At 53.4% G+C, this 22,269-nt stretch carries 18 protein-coding genes and 1 pseudogene; 14 read left to right on the forward strand and 5 right to left on the reverse strand.

The annotated features are described in order from the left end of the window. The first annotated feature begins 27 nt into the window (after window positions 1-27). The 3 genes from NST43_RS10590 (at window position 28) to NST43_RS10600 (ending at window position 4,149) form a co-directional block, all read left to right on the forward strand. Window positions 28-1,602, forward strand: a complete 1,575-nt coding sequence (locus NST43_RS10590) for an extracellular solute-binding protein (protein ID WP_339224293.1) — start codon at window positions 28-30, stop codon at window positions 1,600-1,602. 97 nt (window positions 1,603-1,699) lie between these two features. After that, window positions 1,700-3,445, forward strand: a complete 1,746-nt coding sequence (locus NST43_RS10595) for a sensor histidine kinase (protein ID WP_339224294.1) — start codon at window positions 1,700-1,702, stop codon at window positions 3,443-3,445. Further along, entirely contained in the window at window positions 3,442-4,149 is a 708-nt protein-coding gene (locus NST43_RS10600) for a response regulator (protein ID WP_339224295.1), read from the forward strand. The genes NST43_RS10595 and NST43_RS10600 overlap by 4 nt, the downstream gene beginning before the upstream one ends. A 49-nt stretch (window positions 4,150-4,198) precedes the next feature. Here the strand turns inward: NST43_RS10600 and NST43_RS10605 are convergent, their stop codons facing one another. Beyond that, window positions 4,199-5,035: a YheC/YheD family protein gene (locus tag NST43_RS10605; RefSeq protein ID WP_339224296.1), complete on the reverse strand. Its 837-nt coding sequence runs from the start codon at window positions 5,033-5,035 to the stop codon at window positions 4,199-4,201. Window positions 5,036-5,204: 169 nt separating this feature from the next. Between NST43_RS10605 and sbnA the strand changes: the two genes are divergently transcribed. The 3 genes from sbnA to NST43_RS10620 all read left to right on the forward strand — a co-directional run bounded on the left by sbnA (window position 5,205) and on the right by NST43_RS10620 (window position 10,230). Next, a complete protein-coding gene (gene sbnA, locus NST43_RS10610) occupies window positions 5,205-7,442 on the forward strand; it encodes a 2,3-diaminopropionate biosynthesis protein SbnA (protein WP_339224297.1) in 2,238 nt (745 codons plus the stop codon). A 246-nt stretch (window positions 7,443-7,688) separates the two neighbouring features. Then, entirely contained in the window at window positions 7,689-8,915 is a 1,227-nt protein-coding gene (locus tag NST43_RS10615; RefSeq protein ID WP_339224299.1) for an MFS transporter, read from the forward strand. 1 nt (window position 8,916) lies between these two features. Further along, window positions 8,917-10,230 (forward strand): alkaline phosphatase family protein, encoded by a 1,314-nt coding sequence (locus NST43_RS10620; protein WP_339224301.1) that lies wholly within the window; start codon window positions 8,917-8,919, stop codon window positions 10,228-10,230. Between the two features lie 1,477 nt (window positions 10,231-11,707). Here NST43_RS10620 and NST43_RS10625 read toward each other — a convergent pair. Then, a complete protein-coding gene (locus NST43_RS10625) occupies window positions 11,708-12,970 on the reverse strand; it encodes an IS110 family transposase (RefSeq protein WP_339220483.1) in 1,263 nt (420 codons plus the stop codon). Between the two features lie 260 nt (window positions 12,971-13,230). On the opposite strand from NST43_RS10625, the gene NST43_RS10630 reads away from it, so the two are divergent. Genes NST43_RS10630 through NST43_RS10640 form a run of 3 tightly spaced genes read left to right on the forward strand, consistent with a single transcriptional unit; the run spans window position 13,231 to window position 15,726 of the window. After that, complete coding sequence (locus tag NST43_RS10630) at window positions 13,231-13,974, forward strand: metal ABC transporter ATP-binding protein (RefSeq protein WP_339225391.1); 744 nt, start codon at window positions 13,231-13,233, stop codon at window positions 13,972-13,974. Next, complete coding sequence (locus NST43_RS10635; RefSeq protein ID WP_339224303.1) at window positions 13,967-14,809, forward strand: metal ABC transporter permease; 843 nt, start codon at window positions 13,967-13,969, stop codon at window positions 14,807-14,809. The genes NST43_RS10630 and NST43_RS10635 overlap by 8 nt, the downstream gene beginning before the upstream one ends. Beyond that, window positions 14,806-15,726, forward strand: a complete 921-nt coding sequence (locus NST43_RS10640; RefSeq protein ID WP_339224304.1) for a metal ABC transporter substrate-binding protein — start codon at window positions 14,806-14,808, stop codon at window positions 15,724-15,726. Before NST43_RS10635 ends, NST43_RS10640 begins: the two co-directional genes overlap by 4 nt. Before the next feature lie 167 nt (window positions 15,727-15,893). On the opposite strand, the gene NST43_RS10645 is transcribed toward NST43_RS10640, so the two are convergent. Beyond that, window positions 15,894-16,565, reverse strand: a complete 672-nt coding sequence (locus NST43_RS10645; RefSeq protein ID WP_339224305.1) for an O-methyltransferase — start codon at window positions 16,563-16,565, stop codon at window positions 15,894-15,896. A 138-nt stretch (window positions 16,566-16,703) separates the two neighbouring features. Here NST43_RS10645 and NST43_RS10650 point away from each other — a divergent pair. The 4 genes and pseudogenes from NST43_RS10650 to NST43_RS10665 all read left to right on the forward strand — a co-directional run bounded on the left by NST43_RS10650 (window position 16,704) and on the right by NST43_RS10665 (window position 19,096). After that, window positions 16,704-17,479, forward strand: a pseudogene (locus NST43_RS10650) (LysR family transcriptional regulator). Between the two features lie 99 nt (window positions 17,480-17,578). Beyond that, the gene (locus NST43_RS10655; RefSeq protein WP_339224307.1) at window positions 17,579-18,067 is read left to right on the forward strand and encodes a DUF2975 domain-containing protein; all 489 of its coding nucleotides are present in this window, start codon (window positions 17,579-17,581) and stop codon (window positions 18,065-18,067) included. Window positions 18,068-18,077: 10 nt separating this feature from the next. Next, window positions 18,078-18,293, forward strand: a complete 216-nt coding sequence (locus NST43_RS10660; protein WP_209992343.1) for a helix-turn-helix transcriptional regulator — start codon at window positions 18,078-18,080, stop codon at window positions 18,291-18,293. 29 nt (window positions 18,294-18,322) lie between these two features. Further along, on the forward strand, window positions 18,323-19,096 hold the full coding sequence (locus tag NST43_RS10665) for a DUF817 domain-containing protein (protein ID WP_339224309.1): 774 nt from the start codon (window positions 18,323-18,325) through the stop codon (window positions 19,094-19,096). On the opposite strand, the gene NST43_RS10670 is transcribed toward NST43_RS10665, so the two are convergent. Then, entirely contained in the window at window positions 19,059-20,195 is a 1,137-nt protein-coding gene (locus NST43_RS10670; RefSeq protein ID WP_339224310.1) for a saccharopine dehydrogenase NADP-binding domain-containing protein, read from the reverse strand. The genes NST43_RS10665 and NST43_RS10670 overlap by 38 nt on opposite strands. Window positions 20,196-20,318: 123 nt before the next feature. Here NST43_RS10670 and NST43_RS10675 point away from each other — a divergent pair, with 123 nt between their 5' ends. Beyond that, the gene (locus NST43_RS10675; RefSeq protein WP_339224312.1) at window positions 20,319-21,380 is read left to right on the forward strand and encodes a LuxR C-terminal-related transcriptional regulator; all 1,062 of its coding nucleotides are present in this window, start codon (window positions 20,319-20,321) and stop codon (window positions 21,378-21,380) included. A gap of 113 nt (window positions 21,381-21,493) precedes the next feature. Here the strand turns inward: NST43_RS10675 and NST43_RS10680 are convergent, their stop codons facing one another. Continuing rightward, on the reverse strand, window positions 21,494-22,036 hold the full coding sequence (locus NST43_RS10680; protein ID WP_339224314.1) for an NAD(P)H-dependent oxidoreductase: 543 nt from the start codon (window positions 22,034-22,036) through the stop codon (window positions 21,494-21,496). Window positions 22,037-22,269 lie beyond the last annotated feature (233 nt).

Consider the following 22,269-nt stretch of genomic DNA (forward strand, 5'->3'; position numbering starts at 1 on the left):
CATTAATTCAATCATGGAGGGATTAGCTTGAACAAAAGCAGAAGCTTCAAAATGGTTGCAGCCGCACTCTCAATGGCCGTAGTGTTATCCGCCTGCGGCAGCGGAGGAAATTCCGCCCAGGTCACTCCGTCCGCCAGTCCGGACGCCGCAGCAGGCGGGAATTCTCCGGCCAAACCTGCGGAAGTGAAGGAGTTAAGCCTCTTCATTGATGCGTCGTGGTACCCGGTTACGGAATGGAAGGGCCCGGTCGCCGACATGATTACCGAGAAGACAGGGGTGAAGCTGAAGGTTACGGTCGCTACCGATGATAAGCAGCTTCCGCTGATGATTGCCTCCGGTGACCTGCCGGACCTGGTATTCACCTCTTCCAACATAGACCGGTTATCCGACTCGAAGCTGTCCTATTCCTGGAATGAGCTGATTGAGAAATATGCGCCGGATTTCAAGATTGACAAGACCCGGATTGCCATCCATACCATGGATGACGGCAAGTTCTATACCGTGCGGAATTCCTTTGCGACCCAGGAGGAGATGAAGAATAGTAAATATTCGTTAGGCAGCGACGGCAACCCGGGCATCGCGGTACGGGAGGATATTCTGAAGGAGCTGGGGAATCCGCCGATCAAGACCCTGGATGATTTCGTCAAGGTGCTGGGCATGGTCAAGGAGAAATATCCCGAGATGGTCCCGCTGATCATGGACAAGGACTGGATCGAACAGTATTTCCTGGCCCAGTTCGGTACCGAGACCCTGCTCGACGGCTGGTATGAGCAGGACGGCAAGGTGGAATATGCAATCAGGCAGCCCAAGATGCTGGACTTCTTCAAGTTCATGAATAGCCTGTACCGTAACGGCTATATCCTGGCTGAGAATTTCGCACTGGCCAATGACCAGATTGATGATCAATATGCTACAGGCGGCAAAGCCTTCGCCCATAGCCACACCGTATCTACCGCAGATACCGATAACATCAAGATCAAGAGCAATCAGGGGAACTTCTCCTTCAAGATGCTGCCAAGCGTATTGTCGAAGGATGCCAAGGTAGTCAGCTCCGGACTCGGCTTCTCCGGAACCTTCATCACCAAGAAGAATAAGGACCCGGAGGCCTCCATCAAATTCATGCAGTATCTGGCCAGCGACGAGGGCAAGAAGCTGACGATGTTCGGGGTAGAGGGCGTGCACTGGACCTGGAATGAAGAAGGCCACCCCGATTTCAAATACAATCCGTCCGATGCCGATTTCGTGAACAGCAACGGGATTAAGTGGTGGTATCTCTATAACGATGGAGTTACGGAAGGCATGCTGTCCTATGTTCCTGAGCTGCAGAAAACTCAGGCGCTGATGGATCTGAAGTCGATCCGCATCTACAAGCCGGAGATCGGCCTGATCCAGACTCAGCCGGATTCACAGGAGAAGACCATTAAGACCAAGATCGATGAGATGGTCAAGAATGAGAAGGTCAAAATCTATCTGGCTGAATCGGAGGAAGCCGCAGTAGCAGCCTATGAGAATATGCTGAAGAACGCAGAGAACATCGGCCTGCAGAAGCTGACCGACTGGGCGAATATGACCTATCAGAAGAAAAAGGATTTATTTAAGTAAGCGGCTTCCTACCGGTAGAGACCTGTCTCTACCGGGTTTTACACATTCATGGTAGGATAAGAAAAAAAGAAATCGGGCACCGGGGGGACAGGCTGCCGTGAGCATTGTACGCAAAATGATATTAGGATATATCCTGCTGATTTTTATACCGGTCGTTACCTTCGGCTATTATTATTACAGCAAGCTCTATGACAGTGTAAGCAGACAGTTTGTGGAGAGCCGTCAGAAGATACTGGAGCAGGCCTATTCCAATATGAAGGCGGATCTGGCCCGGATCGATTCCACCCAGCGGATGCTCCAGTACAACCCGTATGTCACTGACTATCTGGACGGCAGCTATGAGACGGACTCAGAGAGCATATATGCCTATAACCGTTATATCAATCCGGTGATTCTGCAATCGCTTAATATCAGTCCGGAGATCGACACGTTCAGAATCTATATCACCAAGCAGGGCGTGCTGCCCATTACTGACCGGCTGCTCGAACTATCGGCGCTGGATGAACAGGGTGCCGAGGCTACCCGTATACTGCGGCCGGGACAGGGCAAGTGGATCATTCCCGATCCTGAGGTGGAAGCGCCCCCGCTGGTATTCTACCAGAAAATATATAACAATGACTTTACCGAGATTGTGGGACTGCTGGAGCTGCGGGTCGGCAGTGAGCTGATCCGCAAGTTCTACCGGGCGACAGGCGGAGGGGATTGGGCCGCGCTGCTTCTGCCGGCGGAGGGCAAGCCGCTGAAGCGGGAAGGCATTCCCGCAGCAGTGGACGATGCCACCTGGAGCAGACTGGCTTCAGGAGAAGCACAGACCTATTTTATCAACCGTGAGGTCATTGTTAATCAGCTATATATGAAGGAACTGGGTGTACGTGTCGCCGTGATCGGCAAGGTATCTGAGGTGTTCCGTTCGATCCGAAGCCAGGAGATCGTGATGATTACCACCTTCGCCGTTCTGCTGGCGTTACTGTCGTTTGCGTATTACACCCTGGCTTCGACGATTACCAAGCGCGTCCTCCGGCTGGCCCGGCATATGCGTAACTTGAATGATGATAACCTGAAGCAGTCCATCAGCAAGGAAGATAAGCCGGGCCGCAGGGATGAGATCAGCTTTCTGACCGAGACCTATAATTCGATGCTCCTGCGCATGGATGAGCTGATCAACAATGTCCACCGGGCCGAGCTGCGCAATAAGGAAGCTGCTTACAAAGTGCTCCAGGCCCAGATCAAGCCGCATTTTCTCTATAATACGCTGGAGACCATCCGGATGCTGGCGGAATCCAACAATGACAAGGAAGTGGCTGAAATCTCGTACTGGTTCGGCAAGCTGATGCGCTACAGCCTGTCCGCCCAGGAGGATCATACCGTTCTCTCCCAAGAGCTTGAGACCGTGGTTTTCTATCTCAATATTCACAAAATGCGGCTGCAAAAACGACTTACCTATGAGGTCGATATCGCTGTGGCTGCCGAGTCCCTGATCTGTCCAAGATTCATCCTCCAGCCACTGGTCGAGAATAGTATTATTCACGGAGCTGCCGTGACGCTGCGGCCGGTCCATATTCTGATTCAGGCGAAGAAGACGGCGGACGAGATCCGAATCAGCGTGTCGGACAGCGGCCTTGGCATTCCTGAAGAACAGGTGCAGCAGCTTCGTGCCCGGTTATCCCGCGGGGAAGAGGTGAGAACTCAGGAAGAGGCGGAGGGAGGCGTGGGGCTGTATAATGTCAGCGAGCGGATTAAATCATTCTATGGCGGGACTTCACGGCTGGAGCTTGAGAGTGAAGTGGGCAAGGGGACCTGCCTGACCATCATCCTATCGAAAGGGGCGGCAGAGCAAGCATGAGAATTCTGATCGTAGACGATGAGCCGATTATCCTTGGAGGGCTGGTGAAGGTGATTGGCGGAGCCGCGCCTGTCGGAGCTGAGATCCGCGAGGCTGGCGACGCCTTCGAGGCGCTTCAGATTATGAAGGAATATATGCCGGATGTGACAGTAACCGATCTGCATATGCCGGAGAAGAACGGGTTCGAGATGATGGAGGAGGCGAAGGAGAACGGTTTATGTGAGCGCTTCATTATTCTTACCGGACATGATGACTTCGAATATGCCCGCCGGGCGCTCCGCTGCGGGGTAGTGGACTACCTGCTGAAGCCGGTGGATAAGGAAGAGGTAGCCCGGCTGCTGATTCAGGTGAACCGGAATCTTCCCTCCCTGGACAGCACGGACTGTCCGCCTCATGCCAAACGGATTCTTGCCTATACCCGGCTGAATTATATGAATGACCTGTCCCTGGATCATCTGGCTGAGCTGATGCATCTTCATCCGAATTACATCAGCAGCCTGTTCAAGAAGGTCACCGGCGATACGTTCGTCAATTACCTGAATACCACCCGGATCAAGGAAGCGCAGAAGCTGCTGAGCCTCCACCGGGATCTGCCGGTAGGTGAGATCGGACGCCGGGTCGGGTATGAGAACAAACATTACTTCAACAAGGTGTTCAAAAAATATACCGGCAGCACCCCGGGGGCTTACCGGGAAGACCACTAAGGCTTGCGCTGGGCCGGGAGGCCGGGCGCAAGGATGGGGCATGCTGTACCTACACGCCTCTCTTGGCCTTCCGGCACTTCAGATTGTACGTACGCCCGTAGGCTTTGCCGTATCTTACGATCCGGTCCAGCATCCGGGTATCCTTCAGCTTGGTGAACGGGCAGGGATCGGGGGCGGTGTTCACTTCCAGAATCCAGGGAGTCAGCCGCCGGTCCAAGGCCAAATCCAGGCCAATTTCCTTAAGTCCGGGATAGGCAGAGCTTAACTGGATGGCGCACTTCACACCAAGTCTGTACATTTGGGCAAGCAGAGACTTGTGCTTCCCGGAACGGGTGTAAGCCTTCAGCAGCGTCTCCACCGGATAGATGGTTCCGCCCTGGCTGCCATTCGTAACCACCTTCTGCGGATGCGCCACGCGTCCCGCCGCTCCTGTAGCCTCCCACTCCCCCTGAGGATTACGCTGCACCATCACGCGGATATCAAAAGGCCGTCCGCCGTAAGTCAGCAGCCGGATGCCCTTTTGCACCAGATAGGATCGGCCCCGGGTCTCTGCCAGGAGGGCCTGATAGGCCTCGTTATAATTACCGAATGTGCTTATCCTTGTCCCTGCCTGATAGCGGTAGGACCGCCTGGTCCCCGAAGCAGCCTCGCTTCCGCCAGCGCCGCTACTGCTCCGCAGTATCTGCTGTTCAACTCTTATGACCCCTTCGCCTAACGAACCGCAGCAGGGCTTAATGTAGACCATCTGATGATTTTGCAGCATCGCCTGGAGTACTTTCCGGCTTAATTTTCGGGTCTCCGGTATATGTCTCTTTAATTCAATCTTCTTCGCCAGTACCCTTGTCTTCGTTAATTTATTGGATATTCTGCTGATTTGCTCCTTCATGCTACTCCCCCGTTCATAGACTCTAATAGGCTATAGTACGGTACAGAGCCGGATTTGGCTTGGGCGCATGCCCCGGGACTGAACACACAGGCAGATGATTACATAGATTATTGAAGGTATTCATCCGGGGGCTGCGTTCAGGCAACCGGAGCGGGAGGCGTCGAAGGGAATGGCGGAGCAGTGGCGGGATAAAGTAAACGAAGTAGTCAGGTACTTCCCCTGGTACAAGGATCTTATTGGCAATGAGCACATGAATTACAGTCTGGAGCATCTTCCCCTGATGACTTCGGATCTGCTGGATACTCATTATTATAACAACGAACCCGATGCTTCTCTTGCCGTCTACCGGACCTCGGGCACCAGCACAGGACGGCGTAAATCAATCGTCTATTCGGAAGAGGATGAACAGCATTATATCGATATCAAAACCAGGCTGTTCGGGGAAGTGCTACAGGGAAGCGGATGTGCCAGGGCGCTGGCGGATATGGGAACCGGACATGCTGCGAATACGGCGCTGGCTATTTTTGCACGGCTGGGACTGGTTAACAGCTCCATTCCCTTCGAGTTGCCGGTAGAACAGCATATTGAGCGTATTCAGGCATTCAAGCCCGACCTGCTATACACAATGCCCTCTATCTTGGATCATATCGTATATGCTGCAGACGACCCCCGGGCGCTTGGAATCCGCAAAATCATTCTGGTCGGCGAGATCGCTACACAGGAGTGGCAGCAGAATATGGCCCGCCTGTTCGGCCTGAAGCCGCAGGATATTACCGATACGTACGGGTCGATTGAAATCGGCACGATTGCTTATTATTCGCATGAGCTGGGCCGGTATCTGCTGGCTGAAGGCATCGTTGCCGAAGCCGTGGGGACGGAGATCGTAGGGGAAGGACTCGACCCGCTGGGTAACGGCGAAGGCATTCTGGTGTTGACTTCAACCGTACGTAAGCTGCTGCCAGCCCTCCGGTTTGTCACCTATGATGTGGTGAGGGATTTCAGGACTGTGCAGGTAGACGGGGCGGAGCGGCAGAGCTTCCAGTCCATCGTCAAACGGGTGGGCCGTGAGCTGAAGCATGGGGAGAAAATCAGCATCTACGATATTGAACAGGTGGTCTACCGTCATCTTCAGCAGGCCAGGGTCCGGGTCGGGGTCAGCCATAATGCATTATCTGTGTATATCCAGAGCAGGTCAGCGGCTCCATCCTGCGTTCCGGTCATCAGGGAAGAGATCAGGGCATGCATCCCGGAGATTGGTCTGATGATCGCAAGTCATCTGCTGGACGATATTGAGGTCATTCTGATGGAAGAGGACGAGGAGCTGGCGGGCGGGCAGGTGAAGAACAAGAAGCTGTATTACCGGAAAGATCAAACGGAGCAGCGGGTAGTGAAGCAGCAGGCAGTGGAACAGACGGCGGAGCCGCAGCTTACCAGGGGTATATTATCAGCTATCGGACATACACCGCTCCTGAAGCTGGATAATCTGTTTCCTACCAGCGGGTTCAGCGTTTACGCCAAGATGGAGCTGATGAACCCGGGAGGAAGCGCAAAGGACCGCCCAGCCTTGCGGATGATCCGGGAAGCATGGAAGGAAGGCCTTATCGGGCCGGGGACCGTTGTTATTGAATCCAGCTCCGGGAATATGGCCATCAGCCTAGCTATGATATGCAAGCAGCTCGGGATGACCTTCATCAGTGTGGTGGATGCCAGAACCACCGGGATGAATCTTCAGCTGCTGAAGGCACTGGGTGCGGCCATTGATTTCATTGACCGCCCTGATCCCGAAACCGGGGAATTCCTGCCGGCCCGGCTGAAGCGTGTGCAGCAGCTGCTCGCGGAGATACCGGGCAGCTATTGGCCGAATCAGTATGCCAATCCCAATAACTATCTATCCCATTATGATACGACCATGCCTGAGATCGTGAAGGAGCTGGGGCAGGTCGATTATCTGTTCTGTAGCGTCAGTACCTGCGGAACGATAAACGGGCTGGCAGAATACGTGAAGGACAAGGGGTTGCGAACAAGGATTGTGGCGGTGGATGCAGAGGGCAGCGTTATTTTTGGCGGCCATCCGAAGAAGAGGCGTTTCCCTGGACTGGGCGCAGGTATCGTGCCCTCGCTGCGCAGACCGGATCTGATCGACCGGATTGTGCATGTGACCGACGCTGATATGGTGAAGGGCTGCCGGGCGCTGGCCCGCAGGGAATCCATTCTGGCCGGAGCCTCCTCCGGGGCAGTGCTTGCTGCGATACAGCAACTGAAGCAGGAAATTCCTCCCGGCGCGGTCTGCGCCGCCATCCTGCATGATAAAGGAGAACGGTATCTCGATACGGTGTACTCGGACACCTGGGTGCAGAGCCAATTCGGAGCGGAGCTGCTGTCAGCTGCGGAGGAGTTCCTGGTGTGACCACCTTACCTGAGCTTGGCTTGATCGGCTAGGAGCCGTCGGGTCAAGCTCATAGTCGGATGGGGCGGCGTTCTTTGGCGGCCTGTACGAGCGGATTCAGATATAGTCATCACCTGGGAAGAAGGCCTATGGTATGATGGACATAATCGTAATAGCAGATCCGCCCGTGATTTTACACCCCATTAACATCCTTCATATGTTGGCGTGATATAACTGAAACAATCGGTTATAAGAGGAGAAGATGAGATGAAGCTAAGCAAAGAGGAGAGATCGTGGATTCTGTACGACTGCGGAAATTCCGCCTATTCCATGGCAGTAACTACGGCGCTGCTGCCGATTATCTTCGGGATGTTCGATAATGTGGGCAGCAGCATGGACCTGGGGTATTTCAATTCGATCGCCAGTATTCTGGTTGCGGTCCTCAGCCCGATTCTCGGTACGATTGCGGATTATAAGGACCGGAAGAAGCGGTTTTTTATTTTTTTCGCTGCGCTCGGTATCCTTGCCACCGCCTCCCTGGCCTTCGTGTCCCCGGACAGCGGGCAATGGCAGCTGCTCATCGCCTTTTACATTCTGTCAGCGGTCGGCTTCGCCGGGTCCAACATCTTCTACGATTCCTTCCTGGTGGATATTACGGAGGATGAACGGATGGACAAGGTGTCTACCCGAGGGTTCGCCTACGGCTACATCTTCAGTTGTATTCCGTTCGGCATCAGCCTGCTGCTGATCTTCCTGCTGGGGATGGACAAGGCTATCGGCTACCAGATCGGGTTCATCATTACGGCGCTCTGGTGGGGGCTGCTTACGGTGCCGATGATCCGCGATGTGAAGCAGAGATATTATATCGAGCCTGAGCCGAAGCCTGTGGCCCGGAGCTTCCAGCGCATCGCTGCCACCTTCAGAAATATCCGCCAGCACCGCATCGTCTTTGTGTTCCTGCTCGCGTATTTCTTCTATATTGACGGAGTAGATACGATTATCAAAATGGTCGTACCCTACGCCACCTCCGTCCTCGGCACAGATGCCCTGGATACCTTCACGCTGCTGGGAATTCTGCTCATCATCCAGATTATTGCCTTTCCCTGCGCGATTCTCTATGGCAATCTGGCCAAAACCTACTCCGCCCGGAATCTGATTATTGCGGGGATTTTCACCTACGTTATTTCTTGTATCGCAGCGTTCTTCATTACTTCGGTGTGGCATATCTTCCTGCTGGGTGCGCTGATCGGCTCGGCACAGGGCGGCATTCAAGCGCTTAGCCGGTCCTATTTCGCCAAAATCATCCCGAAGGAGAATTCCAACGAATTCTTCGGGTTCTATAATATTTTCGGCAAGTTCGCGGCGATTCTCGGCCCTGCATTAATGTCTCTAACCACCACATTGGTGGGGGATGCCCGCTATAGTATTTTGTCGATTATTCCGCTCTTTTTGATCGGCTTCTTCATCTTCATCACATTGCCAAAGGGGACATAGTATGGAATCTACTGGACTGAAACCGCAACCACCCTCTGCAGCCAAGCATCTGATCGTCATCTCCTATGATGCCTTTTCTGAAGATCACTGGGAGATGGCCAGCCGCTTGCCTAATCTGTCTAAGCTGATCACCAGCGGTGCCTACAGCAACCGTCTCAGAAGTGTCTATCCCACGCTCACTTATGTGGTGCATACGACCATCGCTACCGGCGTCTACCCGGATAAGCACGGCGTCTATCACAACAATCCGCTGCAGCCGTTCGTGCCGGAGGAGGAGCAGCGCTGGTTCTGGTTCCGCGAGGCGGTCCGGGTGCCAACGATCTATGATGCCGCGCGTAAGGCAGGGCTGAGTACGGCGGGACTGCTCTGGCCGGTAAGCGGCAAGTCCTCGATTCAGTATAATATTCCAGAGATCCGGGCGCTAAAAGGGGAGAATCAGGCGCTCAAGGTACTGCGAAGCGGCAGTCCCCTGTACTGCGCCCGGCTGGAGCTGAAATACGGACGGATCAGGCAGGGCATCGCCCAGCCGCAGCTCGATAACTTCACCACGAAATGTGCTGCCGATACGATTAAGCGGCATAAGCCGAACCTGCTGATGATGCATCTGATCGACCTGGATGACACCAAGCATATGTGCGGCACGGACAGCGGGGAAGTAGATGATGTCATCCTGCGGATGGACAACCGGCTGGGGGAGATCATGCAAGCGGTAGAGGATGCCGGAATCCGGGAGGAGACGGTGATTATGGTACTGGGCGACCATGGCCAGTTCAACGTGCGCTACAAGGTGCATTTGAACAATATTTTGCAGGCTAAGGGGCTGATCTATGAGAAGGACGGCGTGATGCAGTGGCGGGCCTACTTCCAGAGCGGCGGCGGTTCAGCTTATCTGCATGTGCAGCCCGGAGATGAGGAAGCGCAGCGGCTGGCCTTGGCGGCTGTGGATGAATATAGGCGTGACGGTGCACCAGGAATTGAGAGTGTATATACGGAAGAGACATTGAAGCAGTTCCACGCCAGCCCGGTGGCAAAAGTCATGCTTGAAGCCCAGCGGGGCTACAGCTTCGATGAGGCGCTGGCGGACACGCTGATCACCGATCTGCAGGCTGAAGGCATACGCTATGCTACGCATGGCTACTCCCCCGATGCAAGCGGGTACCGCTGCAATCTCGTCATCGCAGGTGCGGGGATCAAGCAGAGCTACCCCATCGGTGACTTGGAGATGGTCGACATCGCCCCGACGATGGGACGGATTCTGGGGATGGAGTTCGGGCCGGGGGACGGGCGGGTGCTGGAGGAGATTTTTGAGGCATAGCGGAATAGTAGAAGGATAGTATGACGGATAGTATAAATGACGGATAGTATGAATGATGAATAGTATACAACTATTTACAGGGGTCTGATCAGGATGTCCGCGCAAGCGGTCGCCGGGTTAGGCTTTTTTATTGTTTATTGCAGAGGCCAATATGATGATATCTAGCTTATGTGGAGTTGCGGTGCGGGTGAACGCAAGCTGGATGTAGGCGAAAAAGCGAACACAATTTACTTGTTGGTGGGTGTCAGGACCGAATGTATGAGGAAAACCGAACACAATTTACTTGCGGTAGGTGTGAGGGCTGAATGTGTGCGGAAAACCGAACACAATTTCCTTGGTGATAAGTGCTAGGCCGAATGTATGCGAAAAAGCGAACACAATTTACTTGTTGGTGGGTGCAAGGGCAGAATGAATGCGGAAAAGCGAACACAATGTGCGCGCCGAGGTAGAGTGGCGTTTACCTCAGGAATTAGGTGGATTTCCTCCACTTGCTGATGAACGAATGAGCGCTTCCCGGACAACAGTTGTATAAACAACACTTAATTTCAGCCCATTCAGCCGCAGAAGCCCAAACAAACTATTTTAGTTGCACTATTTCCACTTGTTTCCATGCACTTGCCTGAAGTGGGCTAATTAAGATACGTTTTTCCACCTGTTAGCCGCCAAGAGGGAGACGCCCTGCCCGTGGACATGCCTCCGGACCCTGGACATCCCCGTTGTCCGTAAACTCTTAGGCATCCACTAGAAATTCCCGTATCCAAGTACCTTCTTGTGACCCTGAGCATGCCCGCGCTCCCTCCAATCCCCGTAGTCCCTCGATATTCTGGGAGCCCCTGAACGTCCTCCGCCTTCCCTTAACCTATTCCTGTGCCCCTGAACTTTGCCCCAGCACTCCACGCCTACAAATTAAAATTTAAATTACCGTTGACAATTTGCCTATGATCAAATATATTATCCATAAGAATAAAAGTTTCCTCAGGGAAACATATGTGTATAAGAGAAACAATAGACACATTAATAGGCTATATAGTTTGAACTGAATAATTCAAGTTGCGGGAAAAGTGGCGGAGGGGAATTTTGGAACTGGAGGAGCGGTAGCGACCGCCTCCCTCCTTATGATTCAGTTTTCTTACGCTAGCTCGCTAATTCGCAGGATTTCATTCGTTATGAATACAAATGCAGTAACGAAGCAGAGCGGGTGGGGGTTAAGGTGGCGGTACGGGCATAACCAAATAAGGGGACACAAGACAATTCCCATTAAATCCCTTTATTTGCATGCTCCATCTTTAACCTTGTGGTTTACCCTCCCATGTCTCAACGGGTCGATGCCCTTACATTCCTTCGTTACACCTATCAAGGAGATGGAGTCCGTCAGTGCTTTGTCCACGGGTCTGAGCCCTTTAGGCGGTCGTAACGGTACTCATGCTTCATGATGAATCCTGCGAATGAGCCAGTTGGCAAGTGAATACTTTCGGTCTTAGGCTGCAGAGTTTACCTTGCACACATCATAGTCGGAACCCTTCTTGGACATCGCTACAAGCATGCGTGCGAGCTTCCCGCACAGCTTCATGATGGACTTCATGCCAGTCATGTGTTTCACTCGTTTGTTATGCTGATGAAGTGCCCGAAATTCCGGATTGACGGAGACCATCTGAAATACGGCGATAAAGAGAATTTTTCGCAGTCCAGGTCGCCCTCGCTTCGTAATTTTCACTTGGCCTTTGTAGATGCCTGAGCTGTTCTCCGACAGATGTAAACCAGCTAAACGAAGTAATTGGTTGCCGTGGGCAAAGCGGCTGAAGTCACCTGCTTCACTGTATAACGCCGCCAAGGTAATGTCATGGATCCCTTTAATCGATCGCAAGCTCTTCGTCGCGGGAATGGTTTGAAGGATGTGATGAATCTTCTCCTTCAGTAGCTCCATTTGGTCGTGAAATAACTGTAGTTGCTGTAAAAGCATCGATAGACTCAATTTAGCTTCTTCGACGGACTCTGGGCTGCCTACCGTTCGTTGTGCCGCGTGGAGGAGAGCGACGGCGACTTTGTGGCTACCGGCACGTTTTAAACGCTTCTTCCACCCTACAATGACCTCTTGAACCGACAAGGTGCAAAGATCGGAAGGGTGAGCAAATTCGGCTAACGTTGCCAGAGCGGTCTTCGAAGTGATGTCTTTAAAGACCTGCTGGAACTCAGGGAAGTAGATGTCAGTCCAGCGGTAGATTTGGTTGACTATACTGGAAGCTTGTTTGGAAATGTAGTCTCTGGTGTTGACCAGTTGCCGAAGCGCCTGAAACGGTCCCGTGTGCAGGTATAGGTCGCTGTAGTAGCCATTCTTGACCATGTCGGCAATCACTAAGGCATCCTTGACGTCATTTTTCGTTGGGGAGTTGTCCCGGTTTTCTTTATTGCGTTTCACCTGAAAAGGGTTGACGAGAACGAGTTCGAGCTGCTTCTCTTGAAGCCAGAGCGCCAGATTGAACCAGTAGTGACCGGTGGGCTCCACACCGAAAATGACATCGGTTTTGTGAAATTGGATCTGGAGCGCCTGCATCCACTGAAACAGCTTTTCAAACCCCTCCTGATCATTGGAAAAGGAAAGATAGGCTCCACGTTCGATGCCTCGGTAGTCGGTGGCACGAGCGACATGAGTGAATTTGGCGATGTCGATCCCCACAATAAGATGATGAGGGGTAATACGTTCAATGCGTTGATTTTGTTGGGCCGATTGTTTAAACTTCATAGTAAGAGCACCTTCCTTATAGATGATTGGCTGTCGTCGTGGACACCATTTATCATAAGGAGGTGCTCGTTAAATTTCAAAGCCCAAATTTAAGGGGATACAGGAATGCTTTGTATTTGGATTTCTACCGCGAAGAGCGGTTCTAATCAGGAAATCCAAATTGGGCAGCGGCCGGAAGTCCAAAACTTCTCTGGAGTCACGGCCAATCCCAAAACCTAAAAAGACTAGATAGACCAAACAAGAGACGGGGTGTTCATATGATTCAGATTAAAGGTTTAAACGTTGATTATTTCGGCAATTCGGCGCTGGAAGGTGTAACGCTGGATATCCCCTTCGGGCATTCCGTAGGCATTATCGGGCCCAATGGCGCCGGGAAGTCCACGTTCATTAAGGCGCTGCTGGATGTGATCAAGAAGAGAAGCGGAACGGTTAAGGCAGAGGGGAAGGACATCGCCCTGTATAGACGAAATATCGCCTACGTGCCGCAGAAGAACGATATTGACCTGACTTTTCCCATTACAGTTAAGGATACGGTGCTGACCGGAACTTATCCGAACCTGAAGCTGTTCCGGCGTCCGGGCAAGAAGGAGCGGGCGATTGCGGAGCGCAGCATGGCGATGGTGGAGATCGGTGACCTCGCGGATAAGCAGATTAGTAATTTGTCCGGCGGGCAGCTGCAGCGGGTGTTTATCGCACGGGCGCTGGCCCAGGAGGCCAGTGTGTTTTTCCTGGATGAGCCGTTTGTCGGCATTGATATGGTCAGTGAGCGCATCATCGTGAACCTGTTCAAGCAGCTCCGCGGGGAAGGCAAGACCATCCTGGTGGTGCACCATGATCTGCATGAGGTCGAAGAATATTTTGACAAAATCATTCTGCTCAACAAGCAGCTAATCGCCTTCGGAGATGTGCAGGATACCTTCACCACGGAGAATATCCGCAGAGCCTACGGTACGTCCTTGGGCAATGTGATCATCCAGGGAGCAGGAGGTGCCGCTCATGGTTGAGGCCCTGTCAGATCTGCTGAATATTCCGGTATACGCTCTGAACGCCGGGTTATCTGCGATGATCCTCGGGATTGTCTCAGGGGCGCTGGGCAGCTTCATCGTTCTGCGCAAAATGTCGCTGATGGGCGACGCCTTATCTCACGCGGTGCTTCCGGGCGTCGCCCTGTCTTATATTTTGGGCATCAACATCCTGCTGGGCGCTTCGTTGTTCGGCCTGTTAGCCGCTATTCTCATTCAATTCATCACCAGCCGCAGCAATATCAAGAGCGATACCTCCATCGGCATCATTCTTAGTTCCTTCTTTGCACTCGGTATTGTCCTGATTACGTTCGCCCGCAGCGGGCTGGATCTCACCCATATTCTGTTCGGCAACATTCTGGCCGTTCCGCAATCCGAGCTGCTGCAATCTTTTATCATCATGCTGGCTGTGCTTGCCATTATTACACTGCTGTACAAGGAACTGCTGATCAGCTCATTCGACCCGGTGGTAGCGAAGGCTTACGGGCTGAAGACCGGCTTTTATCATTATCTGCTGATGATGCTGCTCTCCGTAGTGACCGTCTCTTCCCTGTCCCAGGTTGGGATTGTGCTGGTCATCGCCATGCTGGTCATCCCGGCAGCCACCTCGTATCTGTGGTCTAATTCCTTACTGCATATGATCGTATTGGCCTCCGCAGTAGGGGCAGCCTCTGGGATCATCGGCGTATACGTGAGCTTCCGCTACAATCTGCCGACAAGTGCAACCATCGTGCTGGTGGGCGTCACCCTGTTCAGCATTTCATTCATCATATCGCCCAAGAATAATTTTCTGCGGAAAGGACTGAAGCAAGCATGAGACTGTTCAAAATACTATCGGCATCCGTACTCATTCTACTACTCGCAGCATGCTCCAACACCAGTAAGGGGGGAGCGGATGACGGCAAACTGCAGATCGTGGCCACGTATTCGATTATTGCAGACATGACCCGGAATATTACCGGAGATAAGGCGGAGGTATACAGTATGGTGCCTATTGGCACAGACCCGCATATGTATGACCCGCTGCCCGCAGATACAGGCAAGGTGTCGAGTGCGGACCTTATTTTCTATAACGGCTTGAATCTGGAGACCGGGAAGGGCTGGTTCCAGGATCTGCTCAAGGTGACGAAAAAGGAAGCTGCCGCGTTTGCCGTCTCCGAAGAGGTCACGCCGATGTACCTAACCGAGAAGGGAAAAGAATCCCAGGTTGACCCTCATGCCTGGCTGGATATACAGAACGCGGTCAAGTATGTGGATATCATTACCGCACGTGTGATCGAACGGGACCCGGACAACAAGCAGTATTATCTGGATAACCAGACTGCTTATGTGAAGGAGCTGACAGAGCTGGATCAGTATGCCAAGGAAGCTGTGAGCAAGGTCCCGCAGGAGAAGCGCGTCCTTGTGACCAGTGAGGGGGCCTTCAAATACTTTTCCAAGGCTTATGGCTTCGAATCCGCCTTCATCTGGGAGATTAACACCGACAGCCAGGGAACACCGGAGCAGATGAACCGGATCATCGGGGTCATCAAGGAGAAGCAGATTCCGGCGTTGTTCCTGGAGACGAGCGTCAACCCTAAGACGATGGAGACGATTTCCCGCGAGACCGGGGTGCCGGTCCACTCCAAGATTTTCACAGACTCTCTGGCTAAGGAAGGCGAAGACGGGGACACCTACCTGAAGATGATTAAGTGGAATATCGATCAGGTGATTGAGGGCTTATCGAAGGAATAGGCGGACGCCTGTGAGCGAAAAAGAGCCCGCAACAACAAATAACCCGCAGAGCCGGATAAGCATCGCTATCCTTCCCTGCGGGTTATTCGTTAAAAGCTATATGTTTTGTGCCCCCGCAAAGGACCTGAGTCATCACCTACGCTAAAGCCCCACTTTGTGGGGTTATTTTATGCGGTGACAATGCCGAGCACGAAGCCGTCATAGCCCTTGCTGCCGACCGTCTGTATTGCAGTAGCATCTATACGCGGCTCTGCGGAGAGCAGCTCCATGAACTGCCGGATGCCTTGAACCCGCTCATCCGCACTGCCCGGGTCAATAACCTCGCCGTCACGCACCACGTTATCGGCCACAATGACCGCGCCCGGCCGGGCCAGCTTCAGCGCCCACTTCAGGTAATGCGGATTATTAGGCTTGTCGGCATCAATGAAGATGAAGTCAAACGGCTCATAGCCCCGGGCTTCCAGCAGCGCCAGCGAATCCAGCGCCGGGCCTTCAATTACCTCTGTCTTGTCTGCCAGCCCCGCCATTCTCAGGTTATCCTCAGCTACTACAACATGCTTGTGCTCGAATTCCAGCGAGACCAGCCTGCCCGTCTCCGGCAATGCCCGAGCCAGCCAGATGGTACTATAACCGCCCAGGGTGCCGATCTCCAGAATGTTACACGCTCCCTTCATTTTGGCGAGCAGATACAGCAGCTTCCCCTGATTCGGAGCGACATCAATCGCCGGTAAGCCGGCCCCGGCATTCGCATCCAGCACAGCCTCCAGAACCGGATCTGCCGCCAGCAGCCTGTCACCGAAATAGGTATCGACCTTACTCCATTTGCTCTGTTCTTCCATGGGATTCCCTCCATTTGTATAAGTGATGTATTGGAACTGCTTTAAATATAAGGGATTATAATTCATAATACTAATATATGTTAATGGCATAATCATAATTTTTGGTTATGAATACAACCTATGAATAGGAGCGTATTTATGAACATTCATGCACTGAGGCTTTTTTATTATGTAGCCGAGACGGGAAGCGTCACGAAGACGGCTGCCCGGCTGAGGATCAGCCAGCCGGCGGTGACCAGCCAGATCAAGAGGCTGAAGAACGGATTGAGGAGTTCGTAGAGGATTACCGCCAGGGACGGAAGGGGAAGCTGCGCATTGCCGCTACCTATCTTCCGGCGAATTTCCTGGTCCCGGGCTGGGCCGCCCGGTTCAAGGCGGGGCAGCCTGAGATAGAGATTGAGATTACCACAACCAATTCCACGCAGGCCTTTGAACAATTGCAGCGTTATGAAGCAGATGTCGCCTTTTACGGGGGCGGAGCCAAGGAGAAGCCGGAGGATGTAGACTGGCTGGAGCTGTTTGAGGATGAACTGTGGTTCGTAGTGGCCCCTTCCCATCCTTTTGCCAATGGTACGGTATCGCTGCCGGAGATGATGCAGGAGCCGTTCGTGATGCGTGAGGAAGGCAGCTCCACCCGGGAACGTCTGGTCTCGCTCTGTACAACCTACGGCCTGAAGCCGCCGCGTGTGACCCTGCAATTCAGCGGGTTGGGCGAAGTCATTCGTTCGGTCATGGCAGGGTATGGCGCCAACTTCATCTCCTCACTGGCTGTGCGGGACTATGTGGAGTGGAAGCAGTTATGCCGTGTACAGGTGGAAGGCATTCAGCTTAGCAACCATATTGCTGTCTGTACACGCAAGAACGAGACCCTGTCAGCCGGGCTACAGCGGTTTATTGACATCTGCCGTCAATGATGAACAATAATAATATATTCCTTTTCAATTAAAATATATTGATAAACGATAAATCTTATGCTAAATTATACTCACCCTAACAAGTGAGGTGTTTGTGTAATGAACCGTAAGCCAGGCTCAACCACGTTTCTGAAGGCGGTACTTATTGTGTTTGCACTGGCTGCGCTGGCCTTGTGTATCTTCGCGGTCCCGGCCATCGCTGACTTCGCAGCGGAGCTGTATCCGGATTTTGGCTACATACAGGCTCTTCTCATGATTGATTTATACGGGGCTGCGGTGCCATTTTACATTGCGCTCTACCAGGCCTTCAAGCTGCTTAGCCACATCGACCGTAATCAAGCGTTCTCGGAGCATTCCGTACAGATCCTGAGGAACATCAAATATTGTGCAGTCGCCATCAGCGGAATGTTCACCTTAGGACTGCCGCTGTTCTATCTGCTGGCGGAGCGGGATGATGCCCCGGGCATTATTGTGATCGGGCTGATTCTTATTTTTGCATCCATGGTGATTGCAGTATTCGCGGCGGTACTCCAGAAGCTCCTGAATGAAGCGATTGAATTGAAATCTGAGAATGATCTGACAGTCTGAGGTGGCGACCATGGCGATTATCGTTAATATTGATGTGATGCTGGCTAAGCGGAAAATGAGTGTAACAGAGCTTACGGAGCGGGTGGGAATTACGATGGCGAACCTGTCCATTCTTAAGAACGGCAAGGCCAAGGCGATCCGCTTCTCAACGCTTGAGGCGATATGTAAGGCGCTGGACTGCCAGCCGGGAGATATTCTGGAATATACACCGGATGCTACAGAATAATGGGCGCCGGGAGCGGGGAGGGGACGTTATTGAGAGGCATGATACGGCTGCTGCACTTCGGGTATCATCAGGCGATGAGCTGTATCTTTCCTGTAGCGATCTTTGGAACGTTAATCCTGACACGGACAGCAGAGCTGCCGTTCATCCACCGCTATGATCTGATTCTGCTGATCCTCCTTACTGTGCAGTACCTGATGTACCGGAGCGGGCTGGAGACACTGGATGAGCTTAAGGTCATCTGTGTGTTTCATGTGATTGGGTTGGTGCTGGAGATGTATAAAATAAGAATGGGCTCCTGGGCCTACCCGGAACCCGGTTATGCGAAGCTGCTCGGTGTGCCGCTGTACAGCGGATTCATGTATGCCAGTGTGGCAAGCTACATGTGCCAGATCTGGCGCAGACTGAAGATGGAGTTGACCGGCTGGCCGGGTCTTGCCGCTGCGGGACTGCTGGGCGGAGCGATCTACCTGAACTTCTTCACCCACCACTATATTCCAGATTTCCGCTGGTGGCTGACAGCCCTGGTAGTAGTGGTATTCTGGAGAACCTGGATCATCTACCGGGTGCAGGGCAAGACGTACCGGATGCCGCTTGTGCTTACTTTTGCCATTGTGGGGTTCTTCATCTGGCTGGCCGAGAATATTGCGACCTTCCTGGGGGCGTGGCAATACCCGGACCAGCACGAGAGCTGGCAGCTGGTCGGCTTCGGCAAGATCAGCTCATGGTTCCTGCTGGTGATTATCAGCGTGATTATTGTCGCCCAGCTTAAGCATGTGAAGGCCGGTCGGAGCGGGTCCAGATAGCCAGTCCGTCCAGCGGATAACGGAAGGAGGGCCCGGTTCCGCCGGAAGCGGACGGAATTAGCGAACATTGTTCCCCGTTGGAATCAAGGGAGAATAGCTGCTCAATATGATAGACACCGGGAGACGGAGCTGACTCATAGAGTCTCAAGGCGACTCCGGCCGCCGCTTGAGCTGTGATGGATGCTTCATGCACGCCTGTAATTCCGTATTCTCTGGAGGCGGGTCTGCCGTCCTTCGTACCGTAGGCATCGACTTTGACAGCGTAGCGCTCCGAGCCGAAGCGGAAGCGGGTGAACACCTGGACCGCGAGGTTGCGGAGCCTCCGGTTACGCAGCAGACGGGACAGTCCGGTGCGGCGCAGCAGCGCTGCGGCTGAGGTCATGCTCCGTGAATCGAAGCAGAGCCGGGTCGAGACGGAAGGGACAGCAAGGGTCTGTGGCAGAGTCATCTGATCCGAAAAAGGAAAGCGGTAGGCTCTATGCGTCCGCAGAGCAAACCCGAAATCCGCCGCCTTAGCCTCCGTGAAGCTTGAGGCGGTGCGCGGGCTGCCGTGTTCGGTAATCTCGAAGTCGGCTCCGAGGTTGTCCACCGTCCACTCCATAGCCGCCTGTCCATGGCTGTCACCCAGTCCCAGCATGATCGAGATGTCGATCCGCTCCGTGTGGTCCAGCTCCTGGACGGCCCGTGCCGCAAGCAGGTTTGTCAGCCCCGGCGCGAGACCCACACTTAGCACTGCCGCTGCCTTGAGCTTATGCTTCACAGGGTCGAGTCTTTGCAGCATGGTCAGGAAGTCTCCGTTTGCCGAGACATCTACATATTGGGTGCCGCTCTGGAGGCAGGCTTCAGCCAGCCGGGTGTCCTGCTGATCCAGACACATGACGACCAGCTTGACCTTCTCCAGCAGCTCTGGAGGAAGCGGCATCTCTGCCGACAGGCGCAGCGGCTTCACGTATCCGCCGGTACTGCGGGAGAATTCCTCGGCCCGGTGCAGATTTCTTCCTGCCGCGTAGACCTTGCCGGGGTGCTGTGCCCCGAGCAGCCGGCATATCTGTGACCCGACATGCCCGTAACCGCCGATTACTACTATATCTGTTTTCATGAGTATTCCCGTCCTTCGTGGTGGATTGCAGGATCTGCGGTATAATTAACGTTACGTATCATTATCCTGCTTGGGCGGGCAGCAGACTATCCCACATTTGTGGGATTTCGGGGAGGACAGAAGATGAACAAGGGAATACATAGCCTATTACAGCTTGACCCTGCCCGGGGTGGTCCGGTGCTGGATTCACAGCAGTACCGCGAAGCGGTGATTGCCAGGCTCCGCCTGCTGGTTCCGTTCGCTGCTGCCTGCTGTACGACAGTAGACCCGCACACGCTTTTAACGACAGGGGCGGTCACGGAGCAGGGACTTGAAGAGGTTCATTCGGTATTATTCGAATATGAATATCTGCATGAGGATTATATGAAGTATGAGCAGTTAGCCGTGGCGGATATTCCGGCAGTCTGCTTAAGCGGAGTGACCGGGGGAAGCCTGGAGAAAAGCGCGCGTTACCGCAAGGTGCTGCAGCCCGCCGGATTCGGGGATGAGCTGCGCGTGGCGCTGCGTACAGGCGGGGTCTGCTGGGGATTCCTGACCCTATTCCGTCCGCTGGGCCAGCCGACGTTTCAGGAGCAGGAATGCACCTTGTTGGCTTCGGTAGCTCCGCTGATCGCTGAACGTCTGCGTGCGTATGCCTCTGTCCTGCCGGTATCCGGAGCGGACCGGACAGTGCCGGAGGATAACGGTATTCTGGTGCTGAGTGAGCGGCTGGTCCCGGTCAGTGCGAATGCAGCGGCCCGTTATTGGCTGAAGCAGATCTGGAACCTGGAGCAACTGGAAGAAGGACAGCTTCCCGGCCCGGTGCGTGCCGTCTGCCTGCGGGTGCTCGGCGCGAAGAAGCCCGCCGGAACCGGGATTTCTCAGGCAAGAATAAGTCTCCCGGCCGGAGACGGAGCGTATCTGACGGTTACCGCAAGCCTGCTTGGCGGCCCGCAGACACAGCTCGCCGTTTCCTTGGTGAGTGCCCGCTCCGGGGATGTCTTCCGGCTGCTGGCCGAAGCTTTCGCTCTGACCGCGCGGGAGAAGGAGCTGGCAGAGCTGCTGGCGCTGGGGTTATCGACTAAGGAGCTGGCAGAATCGCTGCATATCTCCGCCTACACCGTACAGGATCATTTGAAATCCATCTTCGCCAAGACAGGCGTGTCCAGCCGCAGAGAGCTGATCAGCCGGCTGCTTCCGCGATAAGGACCCGAGAACTACTAAGAACAAATAAGGGGAATCTCCACAGCCGCCTGGCTGGAGATTCCCCTTGCTTCATGTTCGGACTTTTACAGATCTGGAACTGCCAGAATGAACTCTTACTGGCGCAGTGTCTTCAGCGCGCCGCTCCAGGCCAGAACCTGATCAAGCATAGCATTAACGTTGGCAGCATGCAGGTCAGCAGGCTTGAACACCGAGCCGTTCTCGAAATCGGTGAACAGCGAGAGGAGCGGGTGGACACGAACATCGGCAACGGACAATTCGCCGAGAATTCCGCGCAGATGCTCAGCGGCACGGACACCGCCGCCTGAACCATAACTTACTATACCGGCTGCTTTGTTATGCCATTCATCGCGTGCGGAGTCCAGAGCGTTCTTAAGTACTCCAGTTAGACTGTGATTGTATTCTTGGACGATGAACACGAATCCGTCTAGTGTCGCCAGCTTGGCAGCCCAAGCCTGGGCTTCGGCGTAGCTGTCACTCTCTCCGAAGAACGGCAGTTTGTAGTCGGCAATATCTACGATTTCGTAATTAGCATCGCCGCGGGCATCAGCAATCCCTTTTACCCATTCGCCTACCTGCGGGCTAACGCGGCCCTGGCGTGTGCTTCCAAGAATAATTCCGATATTAAGTGTTGTCATTGTAATTCCTCCTCGAATTTGGTTTACAGTATTTTGCAAGTGGTGAGCATATTTTTATTATAGTTCATAACTTTAATAAAGCAAGTGAATTTTTGAAACTATTTTAACGGATGGTCTATTAAGGATAAAAGGATAAGTATGTTATTCTAATATGTTATATTGCATAACATTTAAATGTGTATTTTAGGCGGAGTCACAAATAAATTAGATTGAATATTGATTTCAAAGCTGTC

The organism is Paenibacillus sp. FSL H8-0332, from assembly GCF_037963835.1.
Classification (GTDB): domain Bacteria; phylum Bacillota; class Bacilli; order Paenibacillales; family Paenibacillaceae; genus Paenibacillus_AQ; species Paenibacillus_AQ rhizoplanae.